Raw genomic sequence first — 25,294 nt, 5'->3', positions numbered from 1 at the left:
TCTCGCACATCATTGTGCCAGCCCCGCCCGCCCCTCAGGTGTGGTCGTGCCGGACGGTTCGCCGGAGGCCTGTTCCGGCAGTTCGACGTCGCACACCTTCGGCCCGTGTTCGCCGGTGCCGCGGTGGCGCCGCCGGGCGAGCGGCGCGGCGAGCAGGCTGAACACCGCGAAGACCGCGATGGCGAGCAGCACGATGGCCGGGCCGGAGGGCACGTCCAGGTGGTAGGAGCCGGTGACGCCGGCCAGCGAGACGACCACGCCGAGCGCGATCGAGGCGGCCTGGGTGGCGGCGAAGGACCGGGTGAGCTGCTGGGCGGCGACCACGGGGACCACCATCAGCGCGCTGACCAGCAGCAGCCCGACGACGCGCATGGCGACCGTGACGGTGACCGCGGCCATCACCGCGAGCAGCAGGTTGAGGGTGCGCACCGGCACACCGGTGACCCGGGCGAAGTCCTCGTCCTGGCAGATCGCGAAGAGCTGGCGGCGCAGGCCCACGGTGACCGCGACGACCACCGCGCCGAGCACCGCGATGGTGGCCAGGTCGGCGGGGGCGACGGTGAGGATCGAGCCCCACAGGTAGCTCTCCAGCGAGCCGGCCCCGGCCTGGGCGGACATCGAGACCAGCAGCTTGCCGCAGGCCATGCCGCCGTAGAAGAGCATCGCGAGGGCGATGTCGCCGCGCTGGTTGCCGCGCGAGCGGACCAGCTCCATGGTGACGGCGCCGAGCACGCAGACCAGCACGGCCATCCAGACCGGGCTGGTCTGGAAGATGAAGCCGAGGCCGACGCCGGTCATCGCGACGTGGCCCATGCCGTCGCCCATCAGCGCCTGGCGGCGCTGCACCAGGTAGATGCCGACGGCCGGGGCGGTGATCCCGACCAGGACGGCGGCGAGCAGGGCCCGCTGCATGAAGTCGTAGGAGAGCATCTCGGTCATGCCAGCAGCCTCGGCGGGGTCAGGTCGGCGTGCGGGTGGACGTGGTCGTGGCCGGGCAGCGCGTGCAGCCCGGTGTTGGGCACGGGCGGGCCGTCGTGGGCGACGCAGCCGTCCCGCAGCACCACGGCGCGGTCGATCAGCGGCTCCAGCGGCCCGAGTTCGTGCAGCACGAGGAGGACGGAGGCGCCGCGGCCGACCTCGGCGCGCAGGGTGTCCGCGAGCACCTGCTGGCTGGCGGCGTCCACGCCGGCCATCGGCTCGTCCATGATCAGCAGGTCGGGGGTGCCGACCAGGGCGCGGGCGATCAGCACCCGCTGCTGCTGGCCGCCGGACAGGTCGGCCACGCCGTCCCCGGCCCGCTCCAGCATGCCGACGGCGGCCAGCGCGCGGTCCACCGCCTCGCGGTCCCGGCGGCGGAAGGGCAGCAGCCGGTGCTGCGGCAGCCGTCCGGTGGAGACCACCTCGCGGACGGTGGCGGGGACGCCGGAGGCGGCGGTGGTGCGCTGCGGGACGTACCCGATCCGGTGCCAGGCGCGGAAGGAGCCGTACGGGGTGCCGAACAGCTCCAGGGTGCCCCGCTCCAGCGGGACGGAGCCGATCACGGCCTTGACGGTGGTCGACTTGCCGGAGCCGTTGGCGCCCAGCAGGGCGACGACCTCGCCGGGGCGGACGGTGAGGTCGACGCCGCGCAGCACCGGCCGGCCGCCGCGCGAGGCGACGGCGTCACGGAGGCGGACGGCCGGGGGTATCGGGTCGGTCATGGTGCTCGGTCCCGTCAGTTCGCGGGGGTGGGGGCAGGGGTGGTGGCGGCCGGGGCGGTTCCGGCCGGGGCGCCGAGGGCGGCCTGGAGGTTGGCCAGGTTCTGCTTCATGACGGTCAGGTAGTCGTCCTTGGCGGGGTCCTTGACGCCCTCCAGCGGGTCCAGGACGGCGGTCTTGAGGCCGAGGTCCTTGGCGACGGTGTCGGCGAGCTTGGGGCTGACCAGGGTCTCGAAGAAGACGGTGGTGACGCCGTTGTCCTTGGCGGCCTTCTGCACCGCGGCGAGGCGGGCCGGGGTGGGCTCGGACTCCGGGTCGACGCCGTTGATGGCGACCTGGGTGAGGCCGTAGTGGTCGGCGAGGTAGCCGAAGGCGGCGTGGCTGGTGACGAAGGTCCGGGTCCCGGCGTCCTTCAGCCCGTCCCGGAACTGCTGGTCGAGCGCGGTGAGCTTGCCGACCAGCTCGTCGGTGTTCTTCCGGTAGTCCTCGGCGTGCGCCGGGTCGGCCTTGGCGAACTCGTCGCCGACGCTCTTGGCGATCGCCGCGTAGCGGGTCGGGTCGAGCCAGATGTGCGGGTCGCCGGCCGTGTCCTCGTGCTTGTGGCCGTCGGCCCCGTGGGCCCCGTCGGCCGCGCCCCCGGCCTCGGTGCCCTCGTCGAGGTGGTGGTCGACCAGCGGGCTGGCGGCGGTGGCGTCGATCTTGTGCTTGCTGGACGACTGCGCGACGGCCTGGTCGACGGTGGGCTGGAGGCCCTTGAGGTAGATGATCGCGTCGGCCTTCTGGACCGTGCCGACCTGCTTGGCGGTGAGCTCCAGGTCGTGCGGCTCGACGCCGGCGGCGGTCAGGTCGGTGACCGCGACGTGCTCCTTGCCGATCTGCTGGGCCAGGAACTCCATCGGGTAGAAGGACGCGACGACCTTCAGCCGGCCGCCGCCGCTGTCGGCGCTGCTGCTGCCTCCGCAGGCGGTGAGGGCGAGGGAGGCGGCGAGCGCGGTGGTGCCGAGGGCTATGGAGCGGCGGGTGCGGCGGGAGAGTCCGAGTCGAGGCAGTCCGATCATCATGACAATCATTCTCATCTCACATGGAAATGATTGTCAAATCACTCGGACGGGTGAACGAGAGGTGACGGAGGGTGGGAGCGGCCGGACGATACCGATTTGAATCACGTACCCGTATGGCCGGTAACCTGAGGTATTCGGGTACGCGCAACCAGCCGTGCCCTGACCGTGCCGTACGTACTGAAGAGAGCACTGTGGCCGCCGACAAGATCGACACGATCGTCAGCCTGAGCAAGCGCCGTGGCTTCGTCTACCCCTGCAGCGAGATCTACGGCGGCACGCGTGCCGCCTGGGACTACGGGCCGCTGGGCGTCGAGCTCAAGGAGAACATCAAGCGCCAGTGGTGGCGCGCGATGGTGCAGGCCCGCGAGGACGTCGTCGGACTCGACTCGTCGGTGATCCTCGCCCGCGAGGTCTGGGAGGCCTCCGGCCACGTCGCCACCTTCAACGACCCGCTGACCGAGTGCCTCTCCTGCCACAAGCGCCACCGGGCCGACCACCTGGAGGAGAAGTACGAGGCCAAGCACGGCTTCCCGCCGCCGAACGGCCTCAAGGACGTCAACTGCCCCGACTGCGGCACCAAGGGCCAGTTCACCGAGCCCAAGGACTTCTCGGGCATGCTGAAGACCCACCTCGGCGTCACCGAGGAGGCGAGCGGCCTGGCGTTCCTGCGCCCCGAGACCGCCCAGGGCATCTTCACCAACTTCAAGGCCGTCCAGACCACTTCGCGCAAGAAGCCGCCGTTCGGCATCGCCCAGACCGGCAAGAGCTTCCGCAACGAGATCACCCCCGGCAACTTCATCTTCCGGACCCGCGAGTTCGAGCAGATGGAGATGGAGTTCTTCGTCAAGCCGGGCGAGGACGAGCAGTGGCACGAGTACTGGCTCCAGCAGCGCTGGGACTGGTACGTCGGCCTCGGCCTGCGCACCGAGAACATGCGCTTCTTCGAGCACCCGAAGGAGAAGCTCTCCCACTACGCCAAGCGCACGGTGGACATCGAGTACCGCTTCAACTTCGGCGGTAGCGAGTTCTCCGAGCTGGAGGGCGTCGCCAACCGCACCGACTACGACCTCCGGGTGCACAGCGAGGCCTCCGGCCAGGACCTGAAGTACTTCGACCAGGAGTCCGGCGAGCGGTACTTCCCGTACGTCATCGAGCCGGCGGCGGGCCTCAACCGCGCCATGCTGGCCTTCCTGATCGACGCCTACTTCGAGGACGAGGCGCCGAACGCCAAGGGCGTCATGGAGAAGCGCGTCGGCATGCGGCTCGACCCGCGCCTGGCCCCGGTCAAGGTCGCCGTCCTGCCGCTGTCGCGCAACGCCGACCTGTCCCCGAAGGCCCGCGGCCTCGCCGCCGACCTGCGCACCGCGTGGAACGTCGAGTTCGACGACGCCGGCGCCATCGGCAAGCGCTACCGCCGCCAGGACGAGATCGGCACGCCGTTCTGCGTCACGGTCGACTTCGACACCCTCGAGGACAACGCGGTGACCGTCCGCGACCGCGACACCATGTCGCAGGAGCGCGTGTCGCTGGACCAGGTCAAGGCGTACCTGGGCGCGCGGCTGATCGGCTGCTAGCAGCGGGTGGCCGAGCTTTTGCTCGGGGGAGCCCTCGTCCGCCCTGGTGGGGCGGGCGGGGGCTCCTTGCTGTTCCGGGGGCCTTTGGGGCCCTAGGTGCGCCTCCTGTGCCTGCCCTCGGCCCTGTCCTCGGGCCGCCTGCCGGTGCTGCCGCTACCGGCGTCCCCAGCGGGAGCGCGGGGCCGCGGGCGGGCGGGTCGGCAGGCCGGCGGTGCGCAGGGCGGCGAGGGTGGTGCGGTGGCGGGCCTCGTCGGCGAGCAGCGCGGCCAGCAGCTGCGCGTACAGCTCGGAGTTGCCCGCGCCGTCCAGGGCGGTGGCCAGCCCGACCACCTCGGCGGGCGGGCGCAGGACGGCCAGTTCGCCCAGCAGGAGGGTGGCGAGTGCGGGCGGCAGTCCGGTCGCGAGGGCGGCGAGGTCGGCGGTGGAGCGGCCGGCGGCCTGGCGCAGCAGCGTCCGGACGTCGTCGGCGCGGCCGTGCTGCTGGAGGCAGGCGGCCAGGGAGGTCAGCTCGGGCATCGGCGCCGACCCCCACTCCCAGAGCAGGGTCGCGCTGTCGGCGGCCAGTCCGGCCTGGTCCAGTGCGGAGAGCAGGCCGGGCACGGAGGCGGCCGGGTAGCCCCAGAAGGCGTGGAACACCTCGGCCGCCTCCTCGGCCAGGCCCAGTTCGCGCAGCTCGGCGAGCACGGCGACGGAGTGGTCGGGCGCGGTCCGGGCGATGCTGCGGGCGAGGTGGAGCGAGCCGCCGGTCGGGCCGTACCGGGCCAGCATGCCGACCAGCAGCGCCGCGTCGGCGGAGGTGAGGCGGGCGGCGGCCGTGTCGATCACCTCGGTGGCCTCGGCGAGGGAGCCGGCCCGGTGGAGGGCGGTGATCCGCTCGGTGAGGGCGCCGAGGTCGGGGCGGACGGGCGGCGGCGGGGCCTGGTGCCGGGGTGGCTGGTGGTGCTGTCGCGGCGGTTGCGGGGCCTGTTGTTGTTGCTGTTGCTGCTGGGGGTGCTGCTGCTGCGGTGGCGGCTGGTGCTGGTGGCGGATCCGGCTCTCCAGCGCCTCCAGCTGGTCGCTGAGTTGGAGGCAGCGGGCGCCCAGGCCCTCGCGCAGGGTCCGGGCCTGGGCGAGCTGGCGCAGCAGCTCCCCGTCCGGCCGCTGGCGGCCCGGGGTGGCCCGGATCGCCTCGTTCAGGCGCCGTTCGCGTTGGCTCGCGTAGCGGCTCGCGCGGAGTAATTCGTCCAGCTCCGCGCGGAGTTCGGCGGCCTGCAGCTCGCCCTCCGGCTGCCCGCCCGCGGGTTGTTCCGTCGGCCGCATGCGCATGATCGCCCCAACCTGTCCATCCGGACCCTGACTGCGTGACATCTTGGCGACAGTATGTGGCTGGGGAGTTACGAGCGCACGACCAGTCGTGCCCGAGTGGTGTCAAGGAGCGCGCAGAGGGCGGTCGTTGCGAGAAGTGCGCCGGTCGCGCTCCGCAGGAGGGTCGCCTCGTAGTACGGGCCGGGCGCGAGGGCCGCGACGGCGTATCCGACCACCGCGCCCGCCAGGGCGGGCAGCAGGAGCCGCGGCGCGTCCCGGCGGGCCGCCGCGCCGATCACCAGGAGCCCTGCCAGGGCGGCGAGTTCGGGCGTGCCGAAGGACTCCGCGTAGCGGATCGACAGGGCGGGGACGAGGAACAGCGCGAGCGCCCGACCGATCGTCCCCGCGAGGGTGGCGGTGTACGGGCCGGGTTGCGGGCGCGGGTGCGGGCCTCGGGGCGGGACGGTGCGGGTGGCGACGAGCACCGCCAACGCGGCCGCGGCGGAGGGGAGATGGTCGCCGAGCCGGGCGAGGTTGTAGAGCAGCGCGGTGTCGTACAGCACCAGCATCAGCTGGCCGTACGCCCACAGGTCGAGGGTGAAGCGGAACAGGCCGCGGGCGGGTTCGGGTTCGGGTACGGGCTTGGCCTCGGAGCCGGGCTCGGCTCCGGCTCCGGGTTCGGCTCCGGTTTCGCGTCGGGCCAGCCAGGCGATCAGGGGAGGGGTGAGGCAGGCCGCGAGCGTACGCAGGACGAGGTCGTCCACGGTGTACGGGTTCCGCAGGTCCCACTCCACCGCGCAGAACGCCACCGTGTACGAGGCGGCGGCCAGCGGGACCAGCGGCGAGCGGGCCAGCCGGACGTACAGCGCGCGGTCCAGACGGCGGACGACGGCGACGAACGCCAGCAGTACCAGCGGCAGTTCGAGGAACGCCTGGACCCGCAGGACGGACGGGGCGAGGAGTTCCGGGGCGGGGAAACGGGCGGCGAGGGCGTCGAGGCGGGGCACGTCGAACCAGCCGGGCTGGAGGTAGCGGGTGATGAAGGAGACGTCGCCGTGGTGGACGCGGTTCACGTAGACCGCGACGAGCACCTGGTTGAGGTAGATCAGCGCGACGACGGCCGCCAGTACCGGCTCCGGCCCGTACGAGCGCCCGCGCCGCGCGGGCCCGGCCTCCCGCCGCAGCACCCGCGGCGCCAGGAACAGGGCGGCGGCGGCCGAGACCACGACCGTCCCGTCCAGCAGCGGAGCGATCCCGCTCATGCGGCCAGTCGCGCCCGCGCCTCCATCAGGGCGAAGCCGAGCAGGTTCAACCCGCGCCACTCGGCGGGCTGTTGGGCCCGGATGTCGTCGGCGGCGAGCCCGATGCCCCAGATCCGGTCCACCGGGCTGGCCTCGACCAGCACCCGGTCACCCGTGCCCAGCAGGTAGCTGCGCAGCGCCTCGTCCTGCCCGAACTTCGCGACGTTGCCCGCCACCACCAGCTCGAACCGGCCGTCCACCCAGGCCTTCTCGTCGAAGTCCTTGACCAGCCGCCCCAGCTTCTTCGCCTCGGCGGGCGTGCGGGCCGCCAGCACCTGCCGCACGATGTCCTCGTCACCGAACATCCGGGCCTTGCCGGCCATCATCCAGTGCTCGGCGGAGGCGTACGCGACCCCGTCGACGGTGAACTCGCCGGGCCACCACTGGCTCAGGCACTCCTGCCGGGTCCCGCCGCCCTTGCGCTCGGTGTGCCCCCAGAACATCACCCACTTCGGCCGCACCCCGTCGGCCATCGCCACGGCCAACTCCTCGCGGCTGCGGACGGTGGACAGGTCCCCCACGTGCATCTCGCTCATATCGTCAGTCTGACATGAAGGGGTGGGTGCCGCGAACCGTTTCGCGGTGAATCACCCTCGGGGTGGTGACCCGGCGAGTCTTCCCCGGTCAGGCCTTGGCGGCCATGTCCAGGAAGCGCAGGCCGACCTCCGTCACCTCGTCCGCCGTCCATCCCAGGGCCGGTTCGCCGAGGCTGACTTCGGCCATGGCGAGGCCGGGGGCGGCGTCCTCCCAGTGGGAGACGAACCAGATGCCCTCCTCCTCGGCCAGTGCCAGGTGGGCGGCGTTGAGGGCCTCGGCCGGGTGGGGGAGCCAGAGTTGGTACTCGTGGGTGGGCGGCACCTCGGGGTACAGGCGGGCGCCGGGGAGGGCGGCCAGGGCCGGGGTGAGGGCGGTGGCGGCGTGGTGGATGTGGGCGGGGATGCGGGGGAGGGCGGTGTCCAGGCCGTGGAGGGCGGCGAGGGCGGCCGGCCACTGCTGGGAGAGCTGGCCGCCGTAGCGGTGGCGCCAGGTGCGGGCGTAGGCGGTGAGGGCCTTGTCGCCGGCGAGGGCGGCGCCGCTGATGCCGCCGAGGTCCTTGTAGTAGGACACGTAGACGCTGTCGGCGAGGGCGGCGATCTCGTCGAGCCCCTTGTCGAAGTGGACCGTGGTGTTCCAGAGCCGGGCGCCGTCGAAGTGCACCCGGGCGCCGGTCTCGCGGGCCGCGGCGACGAGGGCGGTCAGCTCGTCCCAGGTGGGGAGGAGGTAGCCGGGGTCGCGCAGCGGGAGTTCGACGACGAGGGTGCCGAAGGGCTCGCCGACCGCGTGGAGTTCCCCGGGGGTCGGCTGGCGCTGTTCGGTGGTGGGCCAGAGGCCGCGCAGGCCGGTGAGCTGGGTGTAGGCGTGCCGCTCGTGCCGCTCGATGTGGCTGAGCGGGTGCAGCGCCACGGCCGGGTTGCCGGTGCGTTCGGCGTGGTAGCGGAGGGCGACCTGCTGGGCCATCGTCCCGGTGGGGAAGAAGACCGCGTCCTCTTGTCCGAGCAGTGCGGCGGTCCGCTCCTCCAGCTGCCGCACCGGCCCGCCGCTGCCGTAGAAGTCGGGGAGGACGTCCAGATCGTCCAGGGCGGAGAGTTGGGCGAGGCGTTCGCGGATGCTGAGGACGCGGTCGGTGGAGAGGAAGCGCTCGCAGGTCATGCGGGCAGCGCGGCGCCGGTGGAACTCACTCTGGTCGTCGGTCATCCGGCGATTGTCAGCCCGGTGGCGCGGTCAGACCAACCGCTTTTCCCACCGCAGGGCGGGGTGTCCGGGTACCCACGCCGTCTGGGTGTCCGCCGTGACGCGGAGCCGGACGGCGGTGAGGTCGGGGCGCCCGGCCTCCTGCCAGGCGGCGAGGAGCTGCTCGATCTCGTCCCAGAGGGCGGGTCGGCCGCCCTGGTGGACCGTCCAGCCGTAGGTGTCGTCCTGGATCTGGGCGGAGGCGCCGGGGACGGAGAGGCAGTAGACCGACTCCAGGTCCTCGCCCGTCGTGACCCAGAACCACGCCTCGGGGAAGGCGAGTTGGACCAGGAAGGCGGGCGTCGGGTCGTTGAGGAGGGTGGGGGAGGTGTCGGTCGGACGCCCGGTGTCGTCGGCGCCGGACCAGCCGGGCAGGAACGGCGGGCGGGACGGGCGCGGGACGGCGGCCCGGCCGGTGACCCGGCCCTCGGCGGTGCCGTCGGGGAGCACGGTCAGCTCGACCCGGCCGGCGCCCTCCTGCCAGGTGCCGAGGACGGCCGAGACGGTGCCGCCGGGCCTGGTCTGCCGCACCCAGCCGTAGGGGACCAGGCGGACCGGGTCGGTGGCGCGGACCCCGTCGTACGGCGGGTGGGCGGCGGAGGTGGGAGAGCCGACCTCCAGGATGTTCCGCGGGCCGTCGGGGTTCATCGTCCTCCTCGGGGTGGGGCCGGAGCGGGTCGGGGCCGCGAGGCCGTCCGCCCACGCCGGGATCGACGCGGCGGACGGCCTCCGGCTCCGGTCAGGACGCGGCGGGCAGCAGCGCGGCGATGTCCTCCAGGAGCCGGGCCGCCGGCGCCGGGTCGACCAGCCACTTCAGGTGGCTGCCGGGGAGCGTGTGGACGTCGAAGGGGTTCTCCGGGGTCAGCGCGTCGCCCTCGCGGATCATGCGGTCCTGCATGGCGAGCGGGATGCCGGCGTCCTCGGCCAGCCGGACGTACGACTTGGGGATCCGCCCCCAGGTGTCGGGCCGGGCCCGGTCGTCGGGGGTGCCGGTGTCGAGGTTCTCGTCGGGCTGGAAGGTGTTGAGGAAGAGCATGAACTCGTCGTCCGTGCCGTCGGCGAGGAAGGACGCCTTGAAGGAGGCGAGGACGCCGGGGTCGGCGGTGCGGAAGTTGATGCGCAGCAGGCCGAGTTCGGCCGGGTTCCCGACCAGCGCCGCCATCAGCCCCGCGGCGTCGGCCGTGGCCATCTCGGGCTCGGCGTAGTAGGCGTTGACGTCGAGGTCGACGGGGCACCAGGCGGAGACGTAGACGATGCGGTCGACCAGGTCGGGCCGCTGGTTGGCCGCGGCCGTGGCCGTCAGGCCGCCGCGGCTGTGGGAGACGAGGACGACGGGCCCGTTCCGCTTGGCCCGCTCCAGTATCCCGACGAGGTGCGCGACGTTGTCGGCGAGCGTGACGCCCTTGATGGCCCCGGGGGCGGCGGCGAGCCCTTCGAGGTCCTGCGGCGCCTGGTAGGACCGGGGGTACGTCGCGGCGAAGCCGTGGCCAGGGAGGTCGACGGCGACGGAACGGTGTCCGAGGAGGCCGAGTTCGGCCTGGAGCGGCGCGAAGGAGAAGGAGTTCGCGAAAGCCCCGTGGACCAGGACGAAGGTGGGTTGCATCTGTCTACTGCTCACTTTCCGGTCCCCTGCGGCGCACTGGGCCGGCCGCGGGGACTGCTTCGTGCGTGGCAGGCGCCGGCGGTCACCTGCGGACGCGCGAGGGCGGCGTGCGAACGGCTGCCCACGGTCCGGTGATTCACCCTACTCAGTGAATGATCATCAGCCCACCCTTCGGCGGCACGGCTTCGGTGCTCCACCGCCCGCCCCGGGGTTGCTCGGGGTGCGGGTCCGTGCCGTCCTCGGCGGGCCAGCGACCCTCCGCGTACAGCCGGACGAGCGCGGCGTGGGAGAGCGGGCTGCTGGGGTCGGCGACGTCGCCGTTGGTGGTGTAGTCCAGGAGCACGACCTCGCCCTTCTCCCGGAGCCGCTCGACCAGGTCGGCGGCGCGGTGTTCGAGGACCCACCGGTAGGCCGGCAGGTAGATCCGGCGGCGGGCCGTCTCGTAGGACAGGAGCCGGTCGCCGTGCAGGCCGGTCCGGTGGCCCTGGACGGGGCCGAAGCGGCGCACCGTCCGCTTGAGGCCCTTCATCGAGGTGACGTGCAGCTTGGCGGGGTCGACATCGGCGTCCCGGAAGACCTTGAGGGCCTGCCAGATCCCCTCCACGGACTGGCTGGTCGCGCCGTCGCCGTAGGGGACCGGGATGCCGCCGTGCGGGTAGAACGGGCTCAGCCGCACCCACGGGTCCGGCGCCCTGGAGGTGACGTCGATGATCTCCGCGCCGGGGAACGCGGCGGTCAGTGCGGCCGCCGTACGGCGACGGCCGGCGATGTGGATCGGCATGTGCGGGCTCTCCTGCTCGACGGCGCGGGCCACCGAGTGTCCCCGGTGCCACTGACATTCCTCGCCGGAGTGCGGGCGGACGGGAGCGGATCCGGCGCGGGGGCCGGTGGTCAGGTGCGCCGGTAGTAGGCCGCGACCGGGGCCCGGGCCTCCTCGGGCAGGGCGGGGCCGTCCGTCGGCACCGCCGGCCAGGCGCCCGAGTCGGGGTTGAGCTCGACGAGTTGCTCGGTGGCGAGCGCGTACACGACCCGGCCGATGCCGGAGCGGAGGATGCCCCCTTCGCACATGCCGCAGGGCTGGCAGCTGGTGTACATCGTGGTGCGCGCGGCGGTGTCCGGGGTGAGTTCGCGGGCGGCCCAGCGGGCGAGCTTCAGTTCGGGGTGGGCCGTGATGTCGTCGTCGCGCCGGACGGTGTTGTGGGCCTCGGCGAGGACCTCGCCGTCCGGGCCGGCCAGCAGCGAGCCGTACGGGGCGTCGCCGAGGGCGACCGCGTGGGCGGCGAGGGCGATGGCGCGGCGCAGCAGGGCCTCGTCGGCTTCGGTGATCATGCGGTCCTCCAGTGGGTGGCGACGGTGGTGAGGGTCCGCCAGGCCTGCCGCGGGCGGCGGGTGTCCTCCGGATCGCCGTGGTAGGGGTCGAACACGACGGTCTCGGCCCCGAGGTCGCGCAACTGGCGCAGGTCGTCGAGGACCTGGTCGAGGGTGCCGATGCCGGCGGGCCGTTCGGGGTCGTCGACCGGCGCGGTGGTCAGCCGCAGGGCGATGCGGGGGGCGAACCCCGGCACCGGGTGCTCGGCCAGGACCGACCGCATCCGGGCGACAGGGAGCCGCAGCGGGTGCCAGGCGTCGCCGAACCGGACCGCCCGGCGCAGCGCCGCCTCGCTGTGGCCGCCGACCCACACCGGTACCGGCCGGTGGCCCGGTTCGCCCGCCCAGGTGTCGCGCAGCGTGGCCAGGTACTCGTCGGTCAGTCTGCCGCGGACGCCGAACGGCACGCCGAGGGCCTCGAACTCCCGGCGCGCCCAGCCGATCCCCACGCCCAGGACGAACCGGCCGCCGCTGAGCCGGTCGAGGGTGCTCGCCGTCCGCGCCACCAGCAGCGGGTGCCGGTAGGGCAGGACGAGGACGGTCGTGCCCAGCCGCAGGCCGGGGGCGGTCCCGGCGAGCCAGGACAGCGTGGTGAACGGCTCGTAGAACGGCTCCGGGTACCGCTCGGCCACGTCCGGGGTCACCGCGACGTGGTCCGACACCATGAGGAGGTCGAAGCCGAGGCCCTCCGCGGTCCGGGCCCACTCGCGCAGCACGCCGGGGTCGGTCCCGGGGCCGAAGTTCGGTACGTTGACGCCAAGTTGCATGGATCGAGGCTATCCCCGTGATCATGGCGGACGGAACGGCATCCTCCCTCTGTCACCTGCGGATCGCCGGGGATTTCCCGGTAGATTCGCGCCATGGCCGTGAATCTTGACGACACCGACTGGGCGATCATCGAGCAGCTGCAACAGGAGGCCCGCATCTCGCTCAGCGAGCTGGGGCGGCGGGTGTCCCTCAGCCCGTCGGCGACCACGGAACGGGTGCGGAACCTGGAGTCGCTGGGCGTCATCACCGGCTACCACGCGACGGTGGACCTGGCGAAGGTCGGCTACCCGGTGCTCGCCGTCGTCCGACTGAAGTACCCGGGCAACCGGCACGAGCCGCTGCGGCGACTGCTCGCCGAGCGGCGGGAGGTCCTGGAGTGCCTGCGGACCACTGGCGACGACTGCTACACCCTCAAAGTGGCGGCGACCTCCATGGAGCACCTGGAGACCCTGGTGGACGAGCTGGCCGGCTTCGGCAGCACCACGACGAGCGTCGTCTACAGCCGGACGCTGCCGCTGCGCGGGCCCGCTCGGCCCTGATGTCGGAGGGGCGTCGGACTCGGCCCTGATGTCGGAGGAGAGCCGGAGAGGAGTCGGAGGGGAGTCGGGAGGGAAAGGTGCTCCCTCGATCGGGGGAGGTCGGCCGGCCGTCGCGCGGACAGACTGGCGATCGTGACCGGGGGTTTCCTACCCCCCACGATTCCACAGGAGTTGACCCGTGCGTCGTTCGCGCATCCGCCACATGGCACTCGCCCTCACGCTCTCGACCGCCGGGGCCGTCGCGGCCGTCGGGGCGTCGGCACCGTCCGCCATGGCGGCACCGGCGGCCGCGCCGGCCACGTCGGCCGCGGCCTCCTCGGACGCCGTGCAGCAGGGACTGAACGCGCTGGTGCGGACGGACGGGATACCCGCCGCGCTCGCGACCGTCCGGGACGGGCGGGGCCGGACCCGCGACTACACCGCGGGGGTGGGGGACCTGGCCACCGGCGCCAAGGTCCCCGTCGACGGGCAGGTGCGGATCGGCAGCAACACCAAGACCTTCACCGCCGTCGTCGTGCTCCAGCTGGTCGGGGAGGGGAAGGTCGACCTCGACGCCTCCGTCGACACGTACCTCCCCGGCCTGGTCCGCGGCGAGGGCATCGACGGGCACGGCATCACCGTCCGGCAGCTGCTCCAGCACACCAGCGGACTGCCCGACTACGAGGGGCTGCTGGAGGAAACCGCCCTGCGGACCCGGTACTTCGAGCCCCGGGAGCTGCTGGACATGGCCCTCGGGCAGAAGCCCGCCTTCGCGCCCGGGGAGAAGTTCGGCTACAGCAGCACCAACTACGTGCTGGCCGGCCTGATCGTCCAGCGGGTGACCGGCCGGCCGATCGCCGAGGAGATCGACCGGCGGATCATCCGGCGCGTCGGGCTGCGGCACACCTACTTCCCGGCCGTGGGCGACCGGACGATCCGGGAGGCCCACCCCAAGGGCTACCGCAGGGATTCCGCAGACGCGCCGCTGGCCGACTTCACGGAGCTGGACCCGTCGGCGGCCTGGGCGGCCGGGCAGATGATCTCCACCAACTCGGACCTCAACCGCTTCTTCACCGAACTGCTGGTCCCGGACCGCCTGCTGCCCGCGGCCCAACTCGCCCAGATGCGCACCACCGTCCCGGTCGGCGACGGCATGGCCGCCGGACTGGGCATCTTCAGCCGGACGCTCACCTGCGGCGGGGTCTACTGGGGGCACGGCGGCGACATCCCGGGCTACGAGACCCGGGGCGGCGCCACCGACGACGGCCGTGCCGTGAACATCGCGATGACCACCATCCCGGCCGACTACGCCGTCACCCGGCACCTCGAAGGCGTCGTCGACGCCGCCCTGTGCCGCTGAGGTCGTGACCGGGCCGTGAGTGGTCAGGAGCGGTGGTGGTTCCCCTCGTCGCCGATCACACCGTTCCCGTGGTGGACGGACACGCTGGAGTACGTCGCCCGCATGCGCGTGGCGTGAGCCGTCCGGTGCTGTTCGATCAGCATTCCCTCGGCGTTGTCGGACTGGTGCCGCCGCGCGCGTTCCCGGAGTACCAGGAAGGCCGTGGCACCGACGATGGCGCCGACGAGCGCGACCAGGAACACCGTGACGAAGACCATGCCGTCACCTTCCCCCCGTTCGAATGCGTCCAACCTTTATCTCACGGGCGTAGGGCGGTCTCACCCGAGTCGTCGGAACAGCTGGAACAGCCGGAACAGTCGGGCGGTCGGGACGGCAGACCGTCGCGACGGCCGACTGTTCCGGCGACCGTACGGGGCGTCAGGGGCGGGCCTGTTCGGCGTTCGCGCGCTCCGTGACCAGCGTCAGGACGCGGCCCGCGATGGCGAGGTCCTCGGCCGGGATGCCGGCGTACAGGCGGGCGGTGATCCCGGCGGCCTCGGCGGTGGTGCGCTCGTAGAGTTCGCGGCCGGCCGCCGTGAGGTGCAGCCGGGACGCCTCCGCCGGGTCCTGCGAGAGCAGCCCGGCGGAGGTCAGTTCCCCGATCACGCCGTGGACGACCGACTCCTCGGCCTTCAGCGACCCGGTGACGTCGCGGACGAGCGCGTCCCGGGCGATGGAGCCGCCCGCGACCGTGACGACCCGGAGCGTCACGCTCTGGTGGAAGGTCGCTCCGTGGCGGTCCAGCACGTCCTCCAGGAGGGCGCGCGCCGCGTAGTGGGCCAGAGCGATGACCCGGCCGTTGACGGCGGTGGGGGCCGTGGCCGGTGCGGCGTTGGCCGTGGCGGCGGTGTTGGTGGCGGTGTCGGGCGCGGCGGCGGTGGTCATGACGGCTCCTCGGCGTTCTCGACGGTCTCGGCGTGCGGCGGATCCAGAGGTGCGTCGAGCAGGACGGCCAGTTCGCGGGTGAACTCCCTGGCGCGGGGGCTGTCCTGGCCGCCGAGTGGCGCCAGCAGCTGGTCCAGGAGGCCCTGGACCACCGTGATCGCGCGGCGGGTGACGTCGCTGCCCTGCTCGGTGAGCGACAGCTGCATGGCGCGCGGGTCGTCCGGGTCCCGGGTGCGGGCCACCAGCCCGGCGGCCTCCAGGGCGCGGGCGAGCTTGGAGACGTAGAGCGCTTCTAGGCCCGTGTGGTCGGCGAGGCGGCGCTGGCTGGGGCGCAGCCCGGAGCGCGACATGCCGTACAGGGAGGCCAGCACCGCGTACTGGGCGTGCGTCAGGCCCAGCGGTGCGACCGCCCGGTCGACCGCCACCCGCCACTTCATCGACAGGCGCCAGACCAGGAATCCCGCGGTGGCGCCCTCAGCTGTTGAACTCACGGCGGATACAGTACATAGCTACTATGTCCATGGCTACTATTTTTCAAGGCCGGGGCCGGGGCCGGGGCCGGGCCCGGGGAATGGGGCTCGGGGTGCCGGGCGGAGCGCCTCGGGCATGACTTTCGACAGATCCGGTGCGGCGGCGGCCCTCGTAGGGTCGTGGGCATGCGGATGAGTGGGGCGGCGCTGCCCGTGGTGGCGTCGGTGTGTATCGGGCTCGGTGTCACGAGCCTCTGGTGGGCGCTGCCGGCGATCGGGTTCTCCTTCCTGGCCGGGCTGCGGATGGAACGGGTGCGGCCGGCGGCGGTGGTGTTCGCCGTGCTGGTCGCGGCCGGGGTGCTGGTGGTCGGGGCGGTGCCCTCCTGGATCGTCCTGGGGCTGCGGTTCGTCGCGCTCGCCGTGAGCACCGGGATGGGCCCCTGGCTGCTGGGCCGGTTCTGGCGGCAGTCGCAGGAACTCGTGCGCGCCGGGTGGGAGCGGGCCGAGCGGCTGGAGCGCGAGCAGCAACTCGTCGCCGAGCAGGCCCGACTGCGCGAACGGGCCCGGATCGCCCAGGACATGCACGACGCCCTCGGCCACGACCTCAGCCTGATCGCCCTGCGCGCCGGGGCCCTCAAGCTCGCCCCCGACCTGGCCCCGCCCCACCGGGAGGCCGTCCAGGAGATCCGGGCGGGCGCGGCCGCCGCCGTCGACCGGCTCGGCGAGGTGATCGGCATCCTGCGCGACGGGGACGAGAGCGGCGCCGCCGCCCGCGCGGCCCACGGACCGGCCGACTCGGACATCCCGCACCTGGTCGCCGAGGCGGCCGCCGCCGGCCTGGACGTCCGCTCGGAGATCACCGGTGAGCCGGACGGACTCACGCGCGCCACCGAGCACGCCGCGTACCGGGTGGTGCAGGAGGCGCTGACCAACGCCGCCAAGCACGCACCACGAGCGGCCGTCACCGTGGAGGTGGCGTACTCGGCCGACGGCGCCCGCCTCCGGGTGGCCAACGGCCCCGGGCCTGTGCCCGCGGCCGTGCCCGTGCCCGGACCTGCGCCCGTACCCGCATCCGCGCCCATGCCCGCACCTGCGCCCGCGCTCACCGTCGCCCGGGCGACGGGCTCGGCACCTGCGTCAACCCCGCGCGGCGCAACGCCCACCGGAACGTTCACCGGAGCGTTCGTCGGGACGTCCGCCGCACCCGCCGGAAGGTCCGCCTCGACGCCTGCCGTGCCGCCCACCGGTGGCCGCGGCCTGGTCGGGCTGGCCGAGCGGGTCCGGCTCGCGGGCGGCACCTTCGCCCACGGCGCCCGCCCGGACGGCGGGTTCGAGGTCGAGGCCACTCTGCCGCGCCGCGCCGCCGGGCCCGTCCCGCTGCCGCCCGCCGCCCCGTCGTCGCCGGTGCGCGAGCTGCGACGGGCGCGGCGCAGGGTGGGCCGTACGCTGGCCGCCGTGGTGCTCGTCCCGCTGGGGACGGCCGTACTGCTGACCGTGGCGCTGCGAGTATGGACGCTCTACGTGGTCAGCCTGTCGGTGCTGGACCCGGAGGTCTACGCCGCCCTCCAGATGGGGCAGGACCAGGCCTCCGTCGAGCGTCTGCTGCCGGGCCACCGGCTGCCGTACCGCCCGCCGAGCGGGCCGGCGACGCCCGCGCCGCCGCCGGGGGAAGGGGTCTCGTGCGTGTACTACGCCATCACCGCCCAGCTGTTCGTGGACCGGGCCGGCGATGCCTACCGGCTCTGCTTCCAGGACTCCCGGCTGGTCTCGCGGGACGTGCTCGTCTCCTGAAGCCCTGTCTTCCGGCCTTCCACCTCCCACGCTCCCGCCGCAACTCCCTTTCCCCACCACCTCCGTACCGAGCGACCGACAGGAGCCGCCGATGACCACCGCACCGATCCGGGTGCTGCTCGCCGACGACGAGCCCATGATCCGCGCGGGACTGCGCGCGGTGCTCGCCACCGACCCGGGCATCGAGATCGTCGCCGAGGCCGGGGACGGCCGGGAGGCCGTCGAACTGGTCCGGCGCCACCGGCCGGACGTCGCCGTACTGGACATCCGGATGCCCGGGACGGACGGCATCACGGCCGCCGCCGAGATCCGCCGGAACGGCCTGGCCACCGGAGTACTCATGCTGACCACCTTCGGTGAGGACGACTACATCCTGCGCGCGCTCAGCGGCGGCGCGAACGGCTTCCTGATCAAGTCCGGCGAGCCCGAGGAACTGCTCGCCGGGGTGCACGCGGTGGCCGGAGGGGCGGCCTACCTGTCACCCAAAGTGGCCGCCCGGGTGGTCGCCCACCTGGCCGCCACCGGGGCCGGCGGCCCCGCCGACCGGCGTGCCGGCGCCCGGGAGCAGGTGGCCGCCCTGACCGCCCGGGAACGGGACGTGCTGACGCTGATCGCCGCCGGGCTGTCCAACGGTCAGATCGCCCGTCGGCTGGGGGTGGTGGAAGGCACCGTGAAGGCCCATGTGAGCTCCATCCTGGCCCGGTTGGGCGTGGCCAACCGGGCGGCCGCCGCCGTCCTCGCGCACGAGGCCGGACTGACCCTCGGCGCGACCTGCGCGGGCGGTCCACGGGACTGAGGCTGCCGCGCCCGGGGCGGTGCCGGAGTCGGAGCCGGAACCCGCGCCTGAGCTGGAGCCCGAGCCCGAGCCCGGGGCCGACGGTATCGGCGGCGCCGACAGCAGCCGCCCGAGGACCGGCACCCCGGCCAGCGCCGTCACGGCAGTGGTGGCCGCCGGCCGCAGGGCGAGGACCGCCGCCGCCGTGACCGTGCCGCCAAGCGCGGCACCGGCGATCACGTCATGCGGGTAGTGCACCCCGGCCGCCACCCTCAGCGCTGCCGTGGCGCCGCCGACGGGTATGACCAGCACCGCCCAGTGCGGGCGCAGCAGCACCAGCCCCGTGGCCAGCGCGACCGCCAGGGTGGCGTGGTTGCTGGGGAAGGACCAGTCGCCCGGCGGCGGACACGCGGCGACCGCCGTGCCCGGCAGCCCGGTGAGCGCCCGGCAGGGCCGCTCCTCGTCGAGGACCACCTTCAGCACCTCGCTCGCCCCGTAGGCCAGCACCGTGCCCAGCCCGACCAGCGCCACCGCCGCGACCACCCCGGTGGCCCGCCGGGCCCGGGCCGTCCACCAGCAGAACGCCAGCAGGAGACCCAGCACCAGCAGCCCGACCTCGGTGGCCGGCTCCAGCAGCGAGGCCATCGCGTGCGGGGCCTCGCCGACGGCCTCCGCCACCCGCCGGTAGCCGCCGGCCGACCACCCGGCCGACACCCGCACCGGCCCCGCCCCGCCACCCCGCTCCGGCGCCAGCCACGCCACCACCCCGGCCCCCGCGCAGAGCAGGGCCACGGCGAGGACGGGCCTGGGCCTCACCCTGGGCTTGGCCCTGGGCCTGGCGGCGCCGGTCTGCCTCGAATTCCTGCCCGTGTACGTCATGGTCCGGACGGTAGAGGCCGAGACCCCCTTGGCACCCGACCCGAAAGTCAAGCAATGCCCCTGACGATGGTCAGGGTTGACATCACGTCACAGCGGTCGGCCACGTACCCTGCGCCCATGCCGGATCCCTCCCCGCTCGCCGTCCCCACCCGCTTCGACGGAGCCCCCGACCGCGTCGCGCTCGTCGTCCCGGGCGTCGGGTACACGCCCGCCAGGCCCCTCCTCCACTTCGCCCGCTCGGTGCTCCTCCGGCACGGCTGGACGGTCCAGGAGCTGTGGTGGCAACTCCCGGACGATTTCCGGGCGTTCGAGCCGGAGGACCGGACCGCCTGGGTCGAGCGGCAGGTCGCCGAGGCCGTCGACGCCGAGCGCGGCGCCTGCCGCCTGCTCGTCGGCAAGTCCCTGGCCTCCTTCGCCTGCGGCGTCGCCGCCGACCGCGGCCTCGCCGCAGCCTGGCTGACCCCCGTCCTGACCTCCGAGCTGGTCGCCCGCGCCCTCGCCCGCGCCGAAGCCCCGACCCTCCTCGTCGGCGGCGGCGCCGACAAGCTGTGGGACCGCCGGACCGCCGAATCGACCGGACACGAGGTCCTGGAAGTACCCGCCGCCGACCACGGTCTGGAGCTGCCGGACGACCCCCTGGGCTCGATCGACGTCCTGCGGCAGGTCACCTCCCGCCTGGACCGCTTCGTCGCCTCCCTGACGAAGGGAGAGTAGGGAAGGAAGCCCCGGGGGAAGAGACGGCCGTGGTCGTTACCGGACGACCTCCGGAGCCCGGCCGTCGGCCGCCGGGCGACCGGGGCTGTCCGCAGGGGAGCCTGTTCGTGTCGCATACCGGGATCCAAGGGGATCGGCTGTCGCCGCTGCCGCACGCGATTCCGCGCATCCGCAGCGGTTGTTCCCGACCGCGGCTACGACGTCGACAGGTATCACTGCCTGGTTTCGTGGAAGCGCGGCAGCGAGCCGGTCATCGTCCGCCGGTGCCACCGTCCGGCGCCGACGTGGCCAAGGGCGCCCGGATGCCCGCTTACCGGGAGTCGGTCGGCCGCCCGGGCGCGACCACTGGCAGGTCTCGCTCCTCGGCTGCGTCGGCCAGGCGCTTGTCGTAGGTGACGAAGGCGGTGAGCGCGTGCTCGAGGTGCTCGGCAGTGGCGAGGTGGATGGCGTCGAGGGTGCGGAGGTGTCGGGTGGGGGACTGGCAGGCGGCCCTGAGGACGGGTTCGGAGAGCCGGATGCGGAGAAGCCGGTCGAGCAGGTCCACCGATGCGTCCAGCAACTCCTGTGGTGCGCCGACCCGGATCAGCGCGCGCGGCACCTCGACCTGGGCCAGCGCGCTGGTCGCGTGGCCCTCGGAGCCGTGCGAGGAGAGGAATGTGCGCAGTGCGGTGGATTCGTCCTCAGGTACCAGAAGTTTGAGGATCGCGCGTGAGTCGAGGTAGATCAATGGCCTTCCTCCTCCCGCATGGCGTGCAGGGCGTCGGCGGCCGACGCGAGCCCGGCGCCGGATTCGGGCAACGTCCAGTCGGCCAGGCCACGCGCGGTGGCGGCGTTCTCGGGGGCGATCGTGCCGTCTCGAACGAGGTCCTCCAGCACCCGCTGTTCCGGGTCGGGCGGCGCGAGGACGGCGATCAGCCGCCCGTTGCGGGTGATCTCCACGCGTTCGCCGGCCGCGACCCGGTCGATCAACTCGCTGGCGTGCTGCTGGAGCTGTCGGATGGGGACTCTGGCTGCCATACGACTCACGGTAGAGCCAAGCGTGCGGCGATCACGAGGAATGTGCGTCGATTTCACACGAACGAGTGCCGCCATGCCCCGGGAACCCGTGCCGGCGCCCGCCGATGGTGGTGGCGAGGGCGGCGGCCAGCAGGACGAGGGCGGACCAGGGCAGGGCGGTCGGCCCGGCGTGGTCGAGGAGGAGGCCGCCGGCCAGGCCGCCGACGGCGATGCCGAGGTTCCAGCAGGTGACGAGCAGCGACTGGGCGATGTCCCCGGCCGGGCCGGCCGCGTCGGCGACGGCGGTCTGGAGGAGGGTGGCGGCGCCGCCGAAGCCGAGGCCCCAGAGTGCGGCGGCGGCGTAGGCGGGCCGGCCGGTCGAGCCGAGCAGGGCGGCGGCGAGGAGCAGGGCCGCGGCCGCGAGGAGGACGGAGGCGGCGATGGTCAGGGGGCGCAGGTACCGGTCGATCAGGGCGCCGGTGCCGAGGATGCTCACCAGCGAGGACAGTCCGATGACGAGCAGGACGGTGTCCGTCCGGCCGTCGAGCCCCAGCGGCGCGAGCAGGGCGGCGACGTACGTGTAGAGGACGTTGTGGGCGAGCACGAAGGTCGCGGTGACGGCCAGGACGGTGGCCACGCCCGGCGTCCGCAGCACCCGTCGGACGGGGACGCGGGCCTGGTCGGCGCGGCCGGGCAGTGGCGGGAGCGCGAGCAGCATCCAGCCGGTCAGTGCCACGGCGATCACGCTCATCAGCCCGAAGGTGACCCGCCAGCCCACCAGGCCGGCGAGCAGGGTGCCGGTGGGTACGCCCACCGACAGGGCGACCGTCGAGCCGGCCATGGCGACGGCCATCGCCCGTCCGCGCTGTTCCGGCGCGATGATGCCCCGGGCGTACCCGGCCAGTAGTGCCCAGAGCAGTCCCGCGACCAGGCCGGCCGCGAACCGGGCGGCCATGGTGAGCGGGTAGTCGGGTGAGACGGCGGTGACGGCGTTGGCCGCGGCGAAGCCGCCGACGGCGACCAGCAGCAGGCGCTTGCGCGGCAGGCGGCCGGTGACGGCGGTCAGCGGGATGGCGGCCGCGATGGAGCCGACGGCGTAGAGGGTGACGGACTGCCCGGCGGCGGACTGGCCGACGCCGAGGTCGGCGCTCATCGCGGGCAGTACTCCGGCGGGCAGGGCCTCGGTCATGATCGTGACGAATCCGGCGGTGCTCATGGCCAGCAGTGCGGGCCAGGGCAGCCTCGGTGCGGGGGTCACCGGCTGTGCGGGGGCGCGGAGTTCGGGAGTGGGCATGGGCCCGATCGTCTATCGTTGACATTCGTGTCAAGGTCCAGCCGGGATGGCGCCGGCCCGGGGTGAGGGTGGTCACACATGCGCATCGGCGAGCTCGCCCGGCGGGCGGAGACCACTCCGCGCCTGCTGCGCTACTACGAGCAGCAGGGGCTGATCACACCGCGCCGTGAGGCGAACGGCTACCGCGCGTACGACGAGTACCTCGTGGACCGGGTGCTGCAGATCCGCGGGCTGCTGGACGCGGGGCTGCCGACCCGGATCATCAAGCAGATCCTGCCCTGCCTGGACACCCTGGACGCCCCGCGGACGATCCACTTCGCCGACGCCACACCGGAGATGCTCGCCACCCTGGAGTCCGAGACGGACCGGATGACCCGCCGGATCCTGTGCCTGACGCGCAACCGGGACGCCATCCGGGAGTACCTGGACGTGGTCAAGGGCCTCTCCTGATCCACCACCCGAACTCGACGGCTTGACCTTGCCACGGGTGTCAGGGTTGGACGCTGCCGTCATGACCGACACGACCGACCTGAACCACGCCGCCGCGACCGACACGACCGCCGCGACCGCCCCCGCGATCCACCACACCGCCTTCGGCGACGGCACCCCGATCGTCCTGATCCACGGCTACACCGTCGACCACCGCGTCCTGCTCCCGCTCGAACCCGCCTTCGCCGACCGCCCCGGCTGGCGGCGCCTCTACGTCGACCTCCCCGGCCACGGCGCCAGCCCCCGGCTGCCGGGCCCGACCTCGGCGGCCGCCCTGGCCGAGGTGCTCTCCGAGTGGATCGAGGCCCAGGTCGGCGGGCGGCCCTTCGCCGTGGTCGGGCAGTCCTTCGGCGGCCAGCTGGCCCGGGCGGTGACCGCGCGCTTCGGCGAGCAGGTGCTGGGCTCGGCGCTGCTGGTGCCGGTGGTGCGCTGGGGTGCCGACCGCGACCTGCCGGAGGAGTCTGTGGTCGAACGCGACGAGGACCTCCTCGCCCGGCTCCCGGCGGCCGACCGCGACCTGTTCCGGTACGTCATGGCCCGCCACACCGGCCCGAGTTGGGAGCTGTTCCAGCGGTACGTCCGGCCCGGCTGGGAGGCGCACGACCGGGCGGCCGCCGCCGAGCTCGAAGCCGACTTCCTGCTGCCGCACTGGCCCGAGCACCGGGCCGCGCGGCACCGCGGCCGCCACCTGCTGGTCACCACCCGGCAGGACGCCCTGGTCGGCTGGCGCGACCAGCTCGCCCTGCTCGACCACTACCCCCGGATGGCCGCCGCCGTCCTCGACGGGGTCGGGCACAACCCCCAGGTCGAGGCCGCCGACACCGTCCGCGCCCTGGTCGGCCGCTGGCTCGACGCGCTCCCGCGCTGAGGGCCGGCTCCGGGAACACCGATGGCCTCGGGAACGTCGACGGCGCCGGGAACGCCGACGGCCCTGGGAACGCTGACGGCCTCGCGACCGGTCGTACCGGTCGCGAGGCCGTCCACCGCCGCAGGAGTCCGGAGCTCGGAACCCGTGAACCGGCCCCCGGAGCCCCCGGAGCCACGGCTCAGCCGATGGAGCGGGGCAGGCGGGTGGTCAGGTACAGGATGGTGAAGGACCCGAGGAGCTGGATGCCCAGGCAGAGGGCGAGCGCGCGGTCCATGCCGAGGACGGGGGAGAGGGAGAGGTAGAGGGTGCCGAGGGTGGCGACGCCGAGCGCGAGGCTGGACTGCTGGCCGGTGGCGAGGACGCCGCTGCCGACGCCGGCCCGGGCGGCGGGCACCTTGGCGAGGACGACCCGGAACAGCGGGGTGCCGATCAGGCCCTGCCCGATGCCGGCGAGGGCGACGCCCGGGGCCATCCGCAGCGGGGAGAAGTGCGACCAGTCGGCCAGGACGGTCAGGGCGAGGGTGGCGAGGCCGGCGGCCTGGACGACGGCGCCCGCGCTGAGCACCCGGCTGCCCCAGCGGCCGATCAGCCGCGGGCCGGCGAGCGAGGCGGAGAAGTAGCCGACGGCCATCGGGACGAGCGCCCAGCCGGCCGCGATCGGGCCGAGCCTGAGGCCCTGCTGGAGGGCGACCGCGATGACGAACATGAAGCCGCCGAAGCCCGCGAAGTAGGGGAGCGCGATGCCGAGGCCGCGCCGCATCTCCGGGATGCGCAGCAGGGACGGCGGCACCAGCGGGGTGTCCCCGCGCCGCTCGGCGCGCCGCTCGACGACACCGAAGGCGACGGCGAAGACGGGGAACAGCGCCAGCAGCACCCAGGACCAGAGCGGCCAGCCGGCGGCCCGGCCCTCCATCAGCGGGACGAGCAGGGAGAGCAGCGTGGCGGTGAGCAGGACGGTGCCGGGGACGTCGACCCGGGCGGCCGTGGTGGACCGGCTCTCCGGGACGTAGCGGACCGCGAGCACCACGGCGAGCAGCGCGAACGGCACGTTCAGCAGGAACACCGAGCGCCAGCCGGTGCCGAACAGGTCGGCGGCGACCAGCATCCCGCCGAGCACCTGCCCGATCACCACCGAGATCCCGCCGACGGCGCCGTAGACGCTGAGCGCGCGGCCGCGCCGGGCGCCCTCGGTGGCGGCGGTGATGGTGCCGAGCACCTGCGGGATCAGCAGTGCGGCCGAGGCGCCTTGGGCGGCCCGGGCGGCGACCAGGGACCACGCGCCGGGGGCGAGGCCGCAGGCCAGCGAGGTGAGGGCGAAGGCGACGGCGCCGATGACGAAGAGCCGGCGGCGGCCGTAGCTGTCGCCGAGGCGTCCGCCGAGGACGAGCAGGACGGCGAAGGCGATGCCGTAGCCGGCGGCGACCAGTTCCAGGACGGCGGGTCCGGCGGCCAGGTCGTGGTCGATGGTGGGCAGGGCGACGTTGACGATGAAGAAGTCGAGCATCGGCAGGAAGGCGCCGAGCAGGACGGTGACCAGTCCGGCGGTGCCGAGGGTGGCGGCGGGACCGGTGGAGCCGATGGCGGGACCGGCAGGACCGGTAGGACCGGTGGAGCCGGCCGGCCCGGTGCCGGAGGTACGGGCGGCCGCGGTGCCCGGGGTGGTGGCGGCGCGGCTCGATGCGGGGGCGACGGTGAGTGGTTGGGTCACGGGTCCTACGATCCGCCGCGCCGTACCCTGGTACCAGAGTGTGGTTATCCAGGTATAAGAAGTACCTGGCAACAGGCTTACG

The 25,294-nt window shown here is 73.8% G+C and carries 28 protein-coding genes and 1 pseudogene; 9 read left to right on the top strand and 20 right to left on the bottom strand.

The genetic code is table 11. The features are described 5' to 3' along the window. Positions 1–9 precede the first annotated feature (9 nt). Genes ACWDD9_RS11555 through ACWDD9_RS11545 form a run of 3 tightly spaced genes read right to left on the bottom strand, consistent with a single transcriptional unit; the run spans position 10 to position 2,758 of the window. Positions 10–939, bottom strand: coding sequence for a metal ABC transporter permease (locus ACWDD9_RS11555; RefSeq protein WP_049651098.1), 930 nt, complete (start codon positions 937–939; stop codon positions 10–12). After that, positions 936–1,700, bottom strand: coding sequence for a metal ABC transporter ATP-binding protein (locus tag ACWDD9_RS11550; protein WP_049651099.1), 765 nt, complete (start codon positions 1,698–1,700; stop codon positions 936–938). The genes ACWDD9_RS11555 and ACWDD9_RS11550 overlap by 4 nt, the downstream gene beginning before the upstream one ends. 14 nt (positions 1,701–1,714) lie before the next feature. Further along, positions 1,715–2,758, bottom strand: a complete 1,044-nt coding sequence (locus ACWDD9_RS11545; protein ID WP_449811460.1) for a metal ABC transporter substrate-binding protein — start codon at positions 2,756–2,758, stop codon at positions 1,715–1,717. Between the two features lie 191 nt (positions 2,759–2,949). On the opposite strand from ACWDD9_RS11545, the gene ACWDD9_RS11540 reads away from it, so the two are divergent. Then, a complete protein-coding gene (locus tag ACWDD9_RS11540) occupies positions 2,950–4,332 on the top strand; it encodes a glycine--tRNA ligase (protein WP_030233601.1) in 1,383 nt (460 codons plus the stop codon). Positions 4,333–4,485: 153 nt separating this feature from the next. Here the strand turns inward: ACWDD9_RS11540 and ACWDD9_RS11535 are convergent, their stop codons facing one another. The 9 genes from ACWDD9_RS11535 to ACWDD9_RS11495 form a co-directional block, all read right to left on the bottom strand. Beyond that, entirely contained in the window at positions 4,486–5,637 is a 1,152-nt protein-coding gene (locus tag ACWDD9_RS11535) for a hypothetical protein (RefSeq protein WP_449811459.1), read from the bottom strand. Positions 5,638–5,705: 68 nt separating this feature from the next. Then, a complete protein-coding gene (locus ACWDD9_RS11530; protein ID WP_449811458.1) occupies positions 5,706–6,878 on the bottom strand; it encodes a hypothetical protein in 1,173 nt (390 codons plus the stop codon). Next, positions 6,875–7,453: an NADAR family protein gene (locus ACWDD9_RS11525; protein ID WP_082346093.1), complete on the bottom strand. Its 579-nt coding sequence runs from the start codon at positions 7,451–7,453 to the stop codon at positions 6,875–6,877. Before ACWDD9_RS11525 ends, ACWDD9_RS11530 begins: the two co-directional genes overlap by 4 nt. Positions 7,454–7,541: 88 nt before the next feature. Further along, positions 7,542–8,651 carry a threonine aldolase family protein gene (locus ACWDD9_RS11520; protein ID WP_449811457.1) on the bottom strand — a complete coding sequence of 370 codons (1,110 nt, stop codon included), beginning with the start codon at positions 8,649–8,651 and terminating at the stop codon, positions 7,542–7,544. Between the two features lie 27 nt (positions 8,652–8,678). Further along, positions 8,679–9,335 (bottom strand): hypothetical protein, encoded by a 657-nt coding sequence (locus ACWDD9_RS11515; protein ID WP_449811456.1) that lies wholly within the window; start codon positions 9,333–9,335, stop codon positions 8,679–8,681. A 91-nt stretch (positions 9,336–9,426) separates the two neighbouring features. Then, entirely contained in the window at positions 9,427–10,290 is an 864-nt protein-coding gene (locus ACWDD9_RS11510; RefSeq protein ID WP_449811455.1) for an alpha/beta fold hydrolase, read from the bottom strand. 145 nt (positions 10,291–10,435) lie between these two features. After that, positions 10,436–11,071, bottom strand: a complete 636-nt coding sequence (locus ACWDD9_RS11505; protein WP_449811454.1) for a DUF6939 family protein — start codon at positions 11,069–11,071, stop codon at positions 10,436–10,438. Between the two features lie 110 nt (positions 11,072–11,181). Next, the gene (locus ACWDD9_RS11500) at positions 11,182–11,619 is read right to left on the bottom strand and encodes a nucleoside deaminase (RefSeq protein ID WP_388044025.1); all 438 of its coding nucleotides are present in this window, start codon (positions 11,617–11,619) and stop codon (positions 11,182–11,184) included. Then, positions 11,616–12,425 carry an LLM class flavin-dependent oxidoreductase gene (locus ACWDD9_RS11495; RefSeq protein ID WP_449811453.1) on the bottom strand — a complete coding sequence of 270 codons (810 nt, stop codon included), beginning with the start codon at positions 12,423–12,425 and terminating at the stop codon, positions 11,616–11,618. The genes ACWDD9_RS11500 and ACWDD9_RS11495 overlap by 4 nt, the downstream gene beginning before the upstream one ends. 93 nt (positions 12,426–12,518) lie before the next feature. On the opposite strand from ACWDD9_RS11495, the gene ACWDD9_RS11490 reads away from it, so the two are divergent. Then, complete coding sequence (locus ACWDD9_RS11490; RefSeq protein WP_074000737.1) at positions 12,519–12,965, top strand: Lrp/AsnC family transcriptional regulator; 447 nt, start codon at positions 12,519–12,521, stop codon at positions 12,963–12,965. Positions 12,966–13,167: 202 nt separating this feature from the next. Then, positions 13,168–14,304 (top strand): serine hydrolase domain-containing protein, encoded by a 1,137-nt coding sequence (locus tag ACWDD9_RS11485; protein WP_449811499.1) that lies wholly within the window; start codon positions 13,168–13,170, stop codon positions 14,302–14,304. A 23-nt stretch (positions 14,305–14,327) separates the two neighbouring features. On the opposite strand, the gene ACWDD9_RS11480 is transcribed toward ACWDD9_RS11485, so the two are convergent. The 3 genes from ACWDD9_RS11480 to ACWDD9_RS11470 form a co-directional block, all read right to left on the bottom strand. Further along, positions 14,328–14,561, bottom strand: a complete 234-nt coding sequence (locus ACWDD9_RS11480; RefSeq protein WP_049656043.1) for a hypothetical protein — start codon at positions 14,559–14,561, stop codon at positions 14,328–14,330. Between the two features lie 160 nt (positions 14,562–14,721). Beyond that, the gene (locus ACWDD9_RS11475) at positions 14,722–15,228 is read right to left on the bottom strand and encodes a MarR family transcriptional regulator (protein WP_449811452.1); all 507 of its coding nucleotides are present in this window, start codon (positions 15,226–15,228) and stop codon (positions 14,722–14,724) included. Further along, on the bottom strand, positions 15,225–15,719 hold the full coding sequence (locus ACWDD9_RS11470) for a MarR family winged helix-turn-helix transcriptional regulator (RefSeq protein ID WP_449811451.1): 495 nt from the start codon (positions 15,717–15,719) through the stop codon (positions 15,225–15,227). Before ACWDD9_RS11470 ends, ACWDD9_RS11475 begins: the two co-directional genes overlap by 4 nt. Before the next feature lie 165 nt (positions 15,720–15,884). On the opposite strand from ACWDD9_RS11470, the gene ACWDD9_RS11465 reads away from it, so the two are divergent. Together ACWDD9_RS11465 and ACWDD9_RS11460 are read left to right on the top strand one after the other, a co-directional pair. Then, positions 15,885–17,489, top strand: coding sequence for a sensor histidine kinase (locus ACWDD9_RS11465; RefSeq protein WP_449811450.1), 1,605 nt, complete (start codon positions 15,885–15,887; stop codon positions 17,487–17,489). A gap of 91 nt (positions 17,490–17,580) precedes the next feature. Next, the gene (locus tag ACWDD9_RS11460; protein WP_449811449.1) at positions 17,581–18,285 is read left to right on the top strand and encodes a response regulator; all 705 of its coding nucleotides are present in this window, start codon (positions 17,581–17,583) and stop codon (positions 18,283–18,285) included. Between the two features lie 228 nt (positions 18,286–18,513). Here the strand turns inward: ACWDD9_RS11460 and ACWDD9_RS11455 are convergent. Then, a pseudogene (locus ACWDD9_RS11455) lies at positions 18,514–18,738 on the bottom strand (phosphatase PAP2 family protein); the annotation flags it as partial. A 34-nt stretch (positions 18,739–18,772) separates the two neighbouring features. On the opposite strand from ACWDD9_RS11455, the gene ACWDD9_RS11450 reads away from it, so the two are divergent. Beyond that, positions 18,773–18,952, top strand: coding sequence for a hypothetical protein (locus tag ACWDD9_RS11450; protein WP_375876430.1), 180 nt, complete (start codon positions 18,773–18,775; stop codon positions 18,950–18,952). Positions 18,953–19,260: 308 nt separating this feature from the next. After that, the gene (locus ACWDD9_RS11445) at positions 19,261–19,857 is read left to right on the top strand and encodes a Clp protease/crotonase-like domain-containing protein (protein ID WP_387966241.1); all 597 of its coding nucleotides are present in this window, start codon (positions 19,261–19,263) and stop codon (positions 19,855–19,857) included. A 310-nt stretch (positions 19,858–20,167) separates the two neighbouring features. Here ACWDD9_RS11445 and ACWDD9_RS11440 read toward each other — a convergent pair whose 3' ends face one another. From ACWDD9_RS11440 to ACWDD9_RS11430, 3 genes are read right to left on the bottom strand one after another with little or no spacing between them, the layout of a single operon-like run. Then, on the bottom strand, positions 20,168–20,584 hold the full coding sequence (locus tag ACWDD9_RS11440) for a type II toxin-antitoxin system VapC family toxin (protein ID WP_449811448.1): 417 nt from the start codon (positions 20,582–20,584) through the stop codon (positions 20,168–20,170). Next, positions 20,581–20,874, bottom strand: a complete 294-nt coding sequence (locus ACWDD9_RS11435) for a type II toxin-antitoxin system Phd/YefM family antitoxin (protein ID WP_387966239.1) — start codon at positions 20,872–20,874, stop codon at positions 20,581–20,583. Before ACWDD9_RS11435 ends, ACWDD9_RS11440 begins: the two co-directional genes overlap by 4 nt. A 31-nt stretch (positions 20,875–20,905) precedes the next feature. Next, positions 20,906–22,147: an MFS transporter gene (locus tag ACWDD9_RS11430; RefSeq protein ID WP_387966238.1), complete on the bottom strand. Its 1,242-nt coding sequence runs from the start codon at positions 22,145–22,147 to the stop codon at positions 20,906–20,908. 78 nt (positions 22,148–22,225) lie between these two features. Here ACWDD9_RS11430 and ACWDD9_RS11425 point away from each other — a divergent pair, with 78 nt between their 5' ends. Next, complete coding sequence (locus tag ACWDD9_RS11425; RefSeq protein WP_117487704.1) at positions 22,226–22,597, top strand: MerR family transcriptional regulator; 372 nt, start codon at positions 22,226–22,228, stop codon at positions 22,595–22,597. 61 nt (positions 22,598–22,658) lie between these two features. Next, positions 22,659–23,504 (top strand): alpha/beta fold hydrolase, encoded by an 846-nt coding sequence (locus tag ACWDD9_RS11420; protein WP_449811447.1) that lies wholly within the window; start codon positions 22,659–22,661, stop codon positions 23,502–23,504. Between the two features lie 178 nt (positions 23,505–23,682). Here ACWDD9_RS11420 and ACWDD9_RS11415 read toward each other — a convergent pair whose 3' ends face one another. Next, complete coding sequence (locus ACWDD9_RS11415; RefSeq protein ID WP_449811446.1) at positions 23,683–25,212, bottom strand: MFS transporter; 1,530 nt, start codon at positions 25,210–25,212, stop codon at positions 23,683–23,685. Positions 25,213–25,294: the final 82 nt, after the last annotated feature.

The sequence above is a fragment of the Kitasatospora sp. NPDC001119 genome (assembly GCF_053598475.1).
Note: the sequence above shows the minus strand (reverse complement) of the source record. Positions and strands in the feature narration are given on the sequence as shown.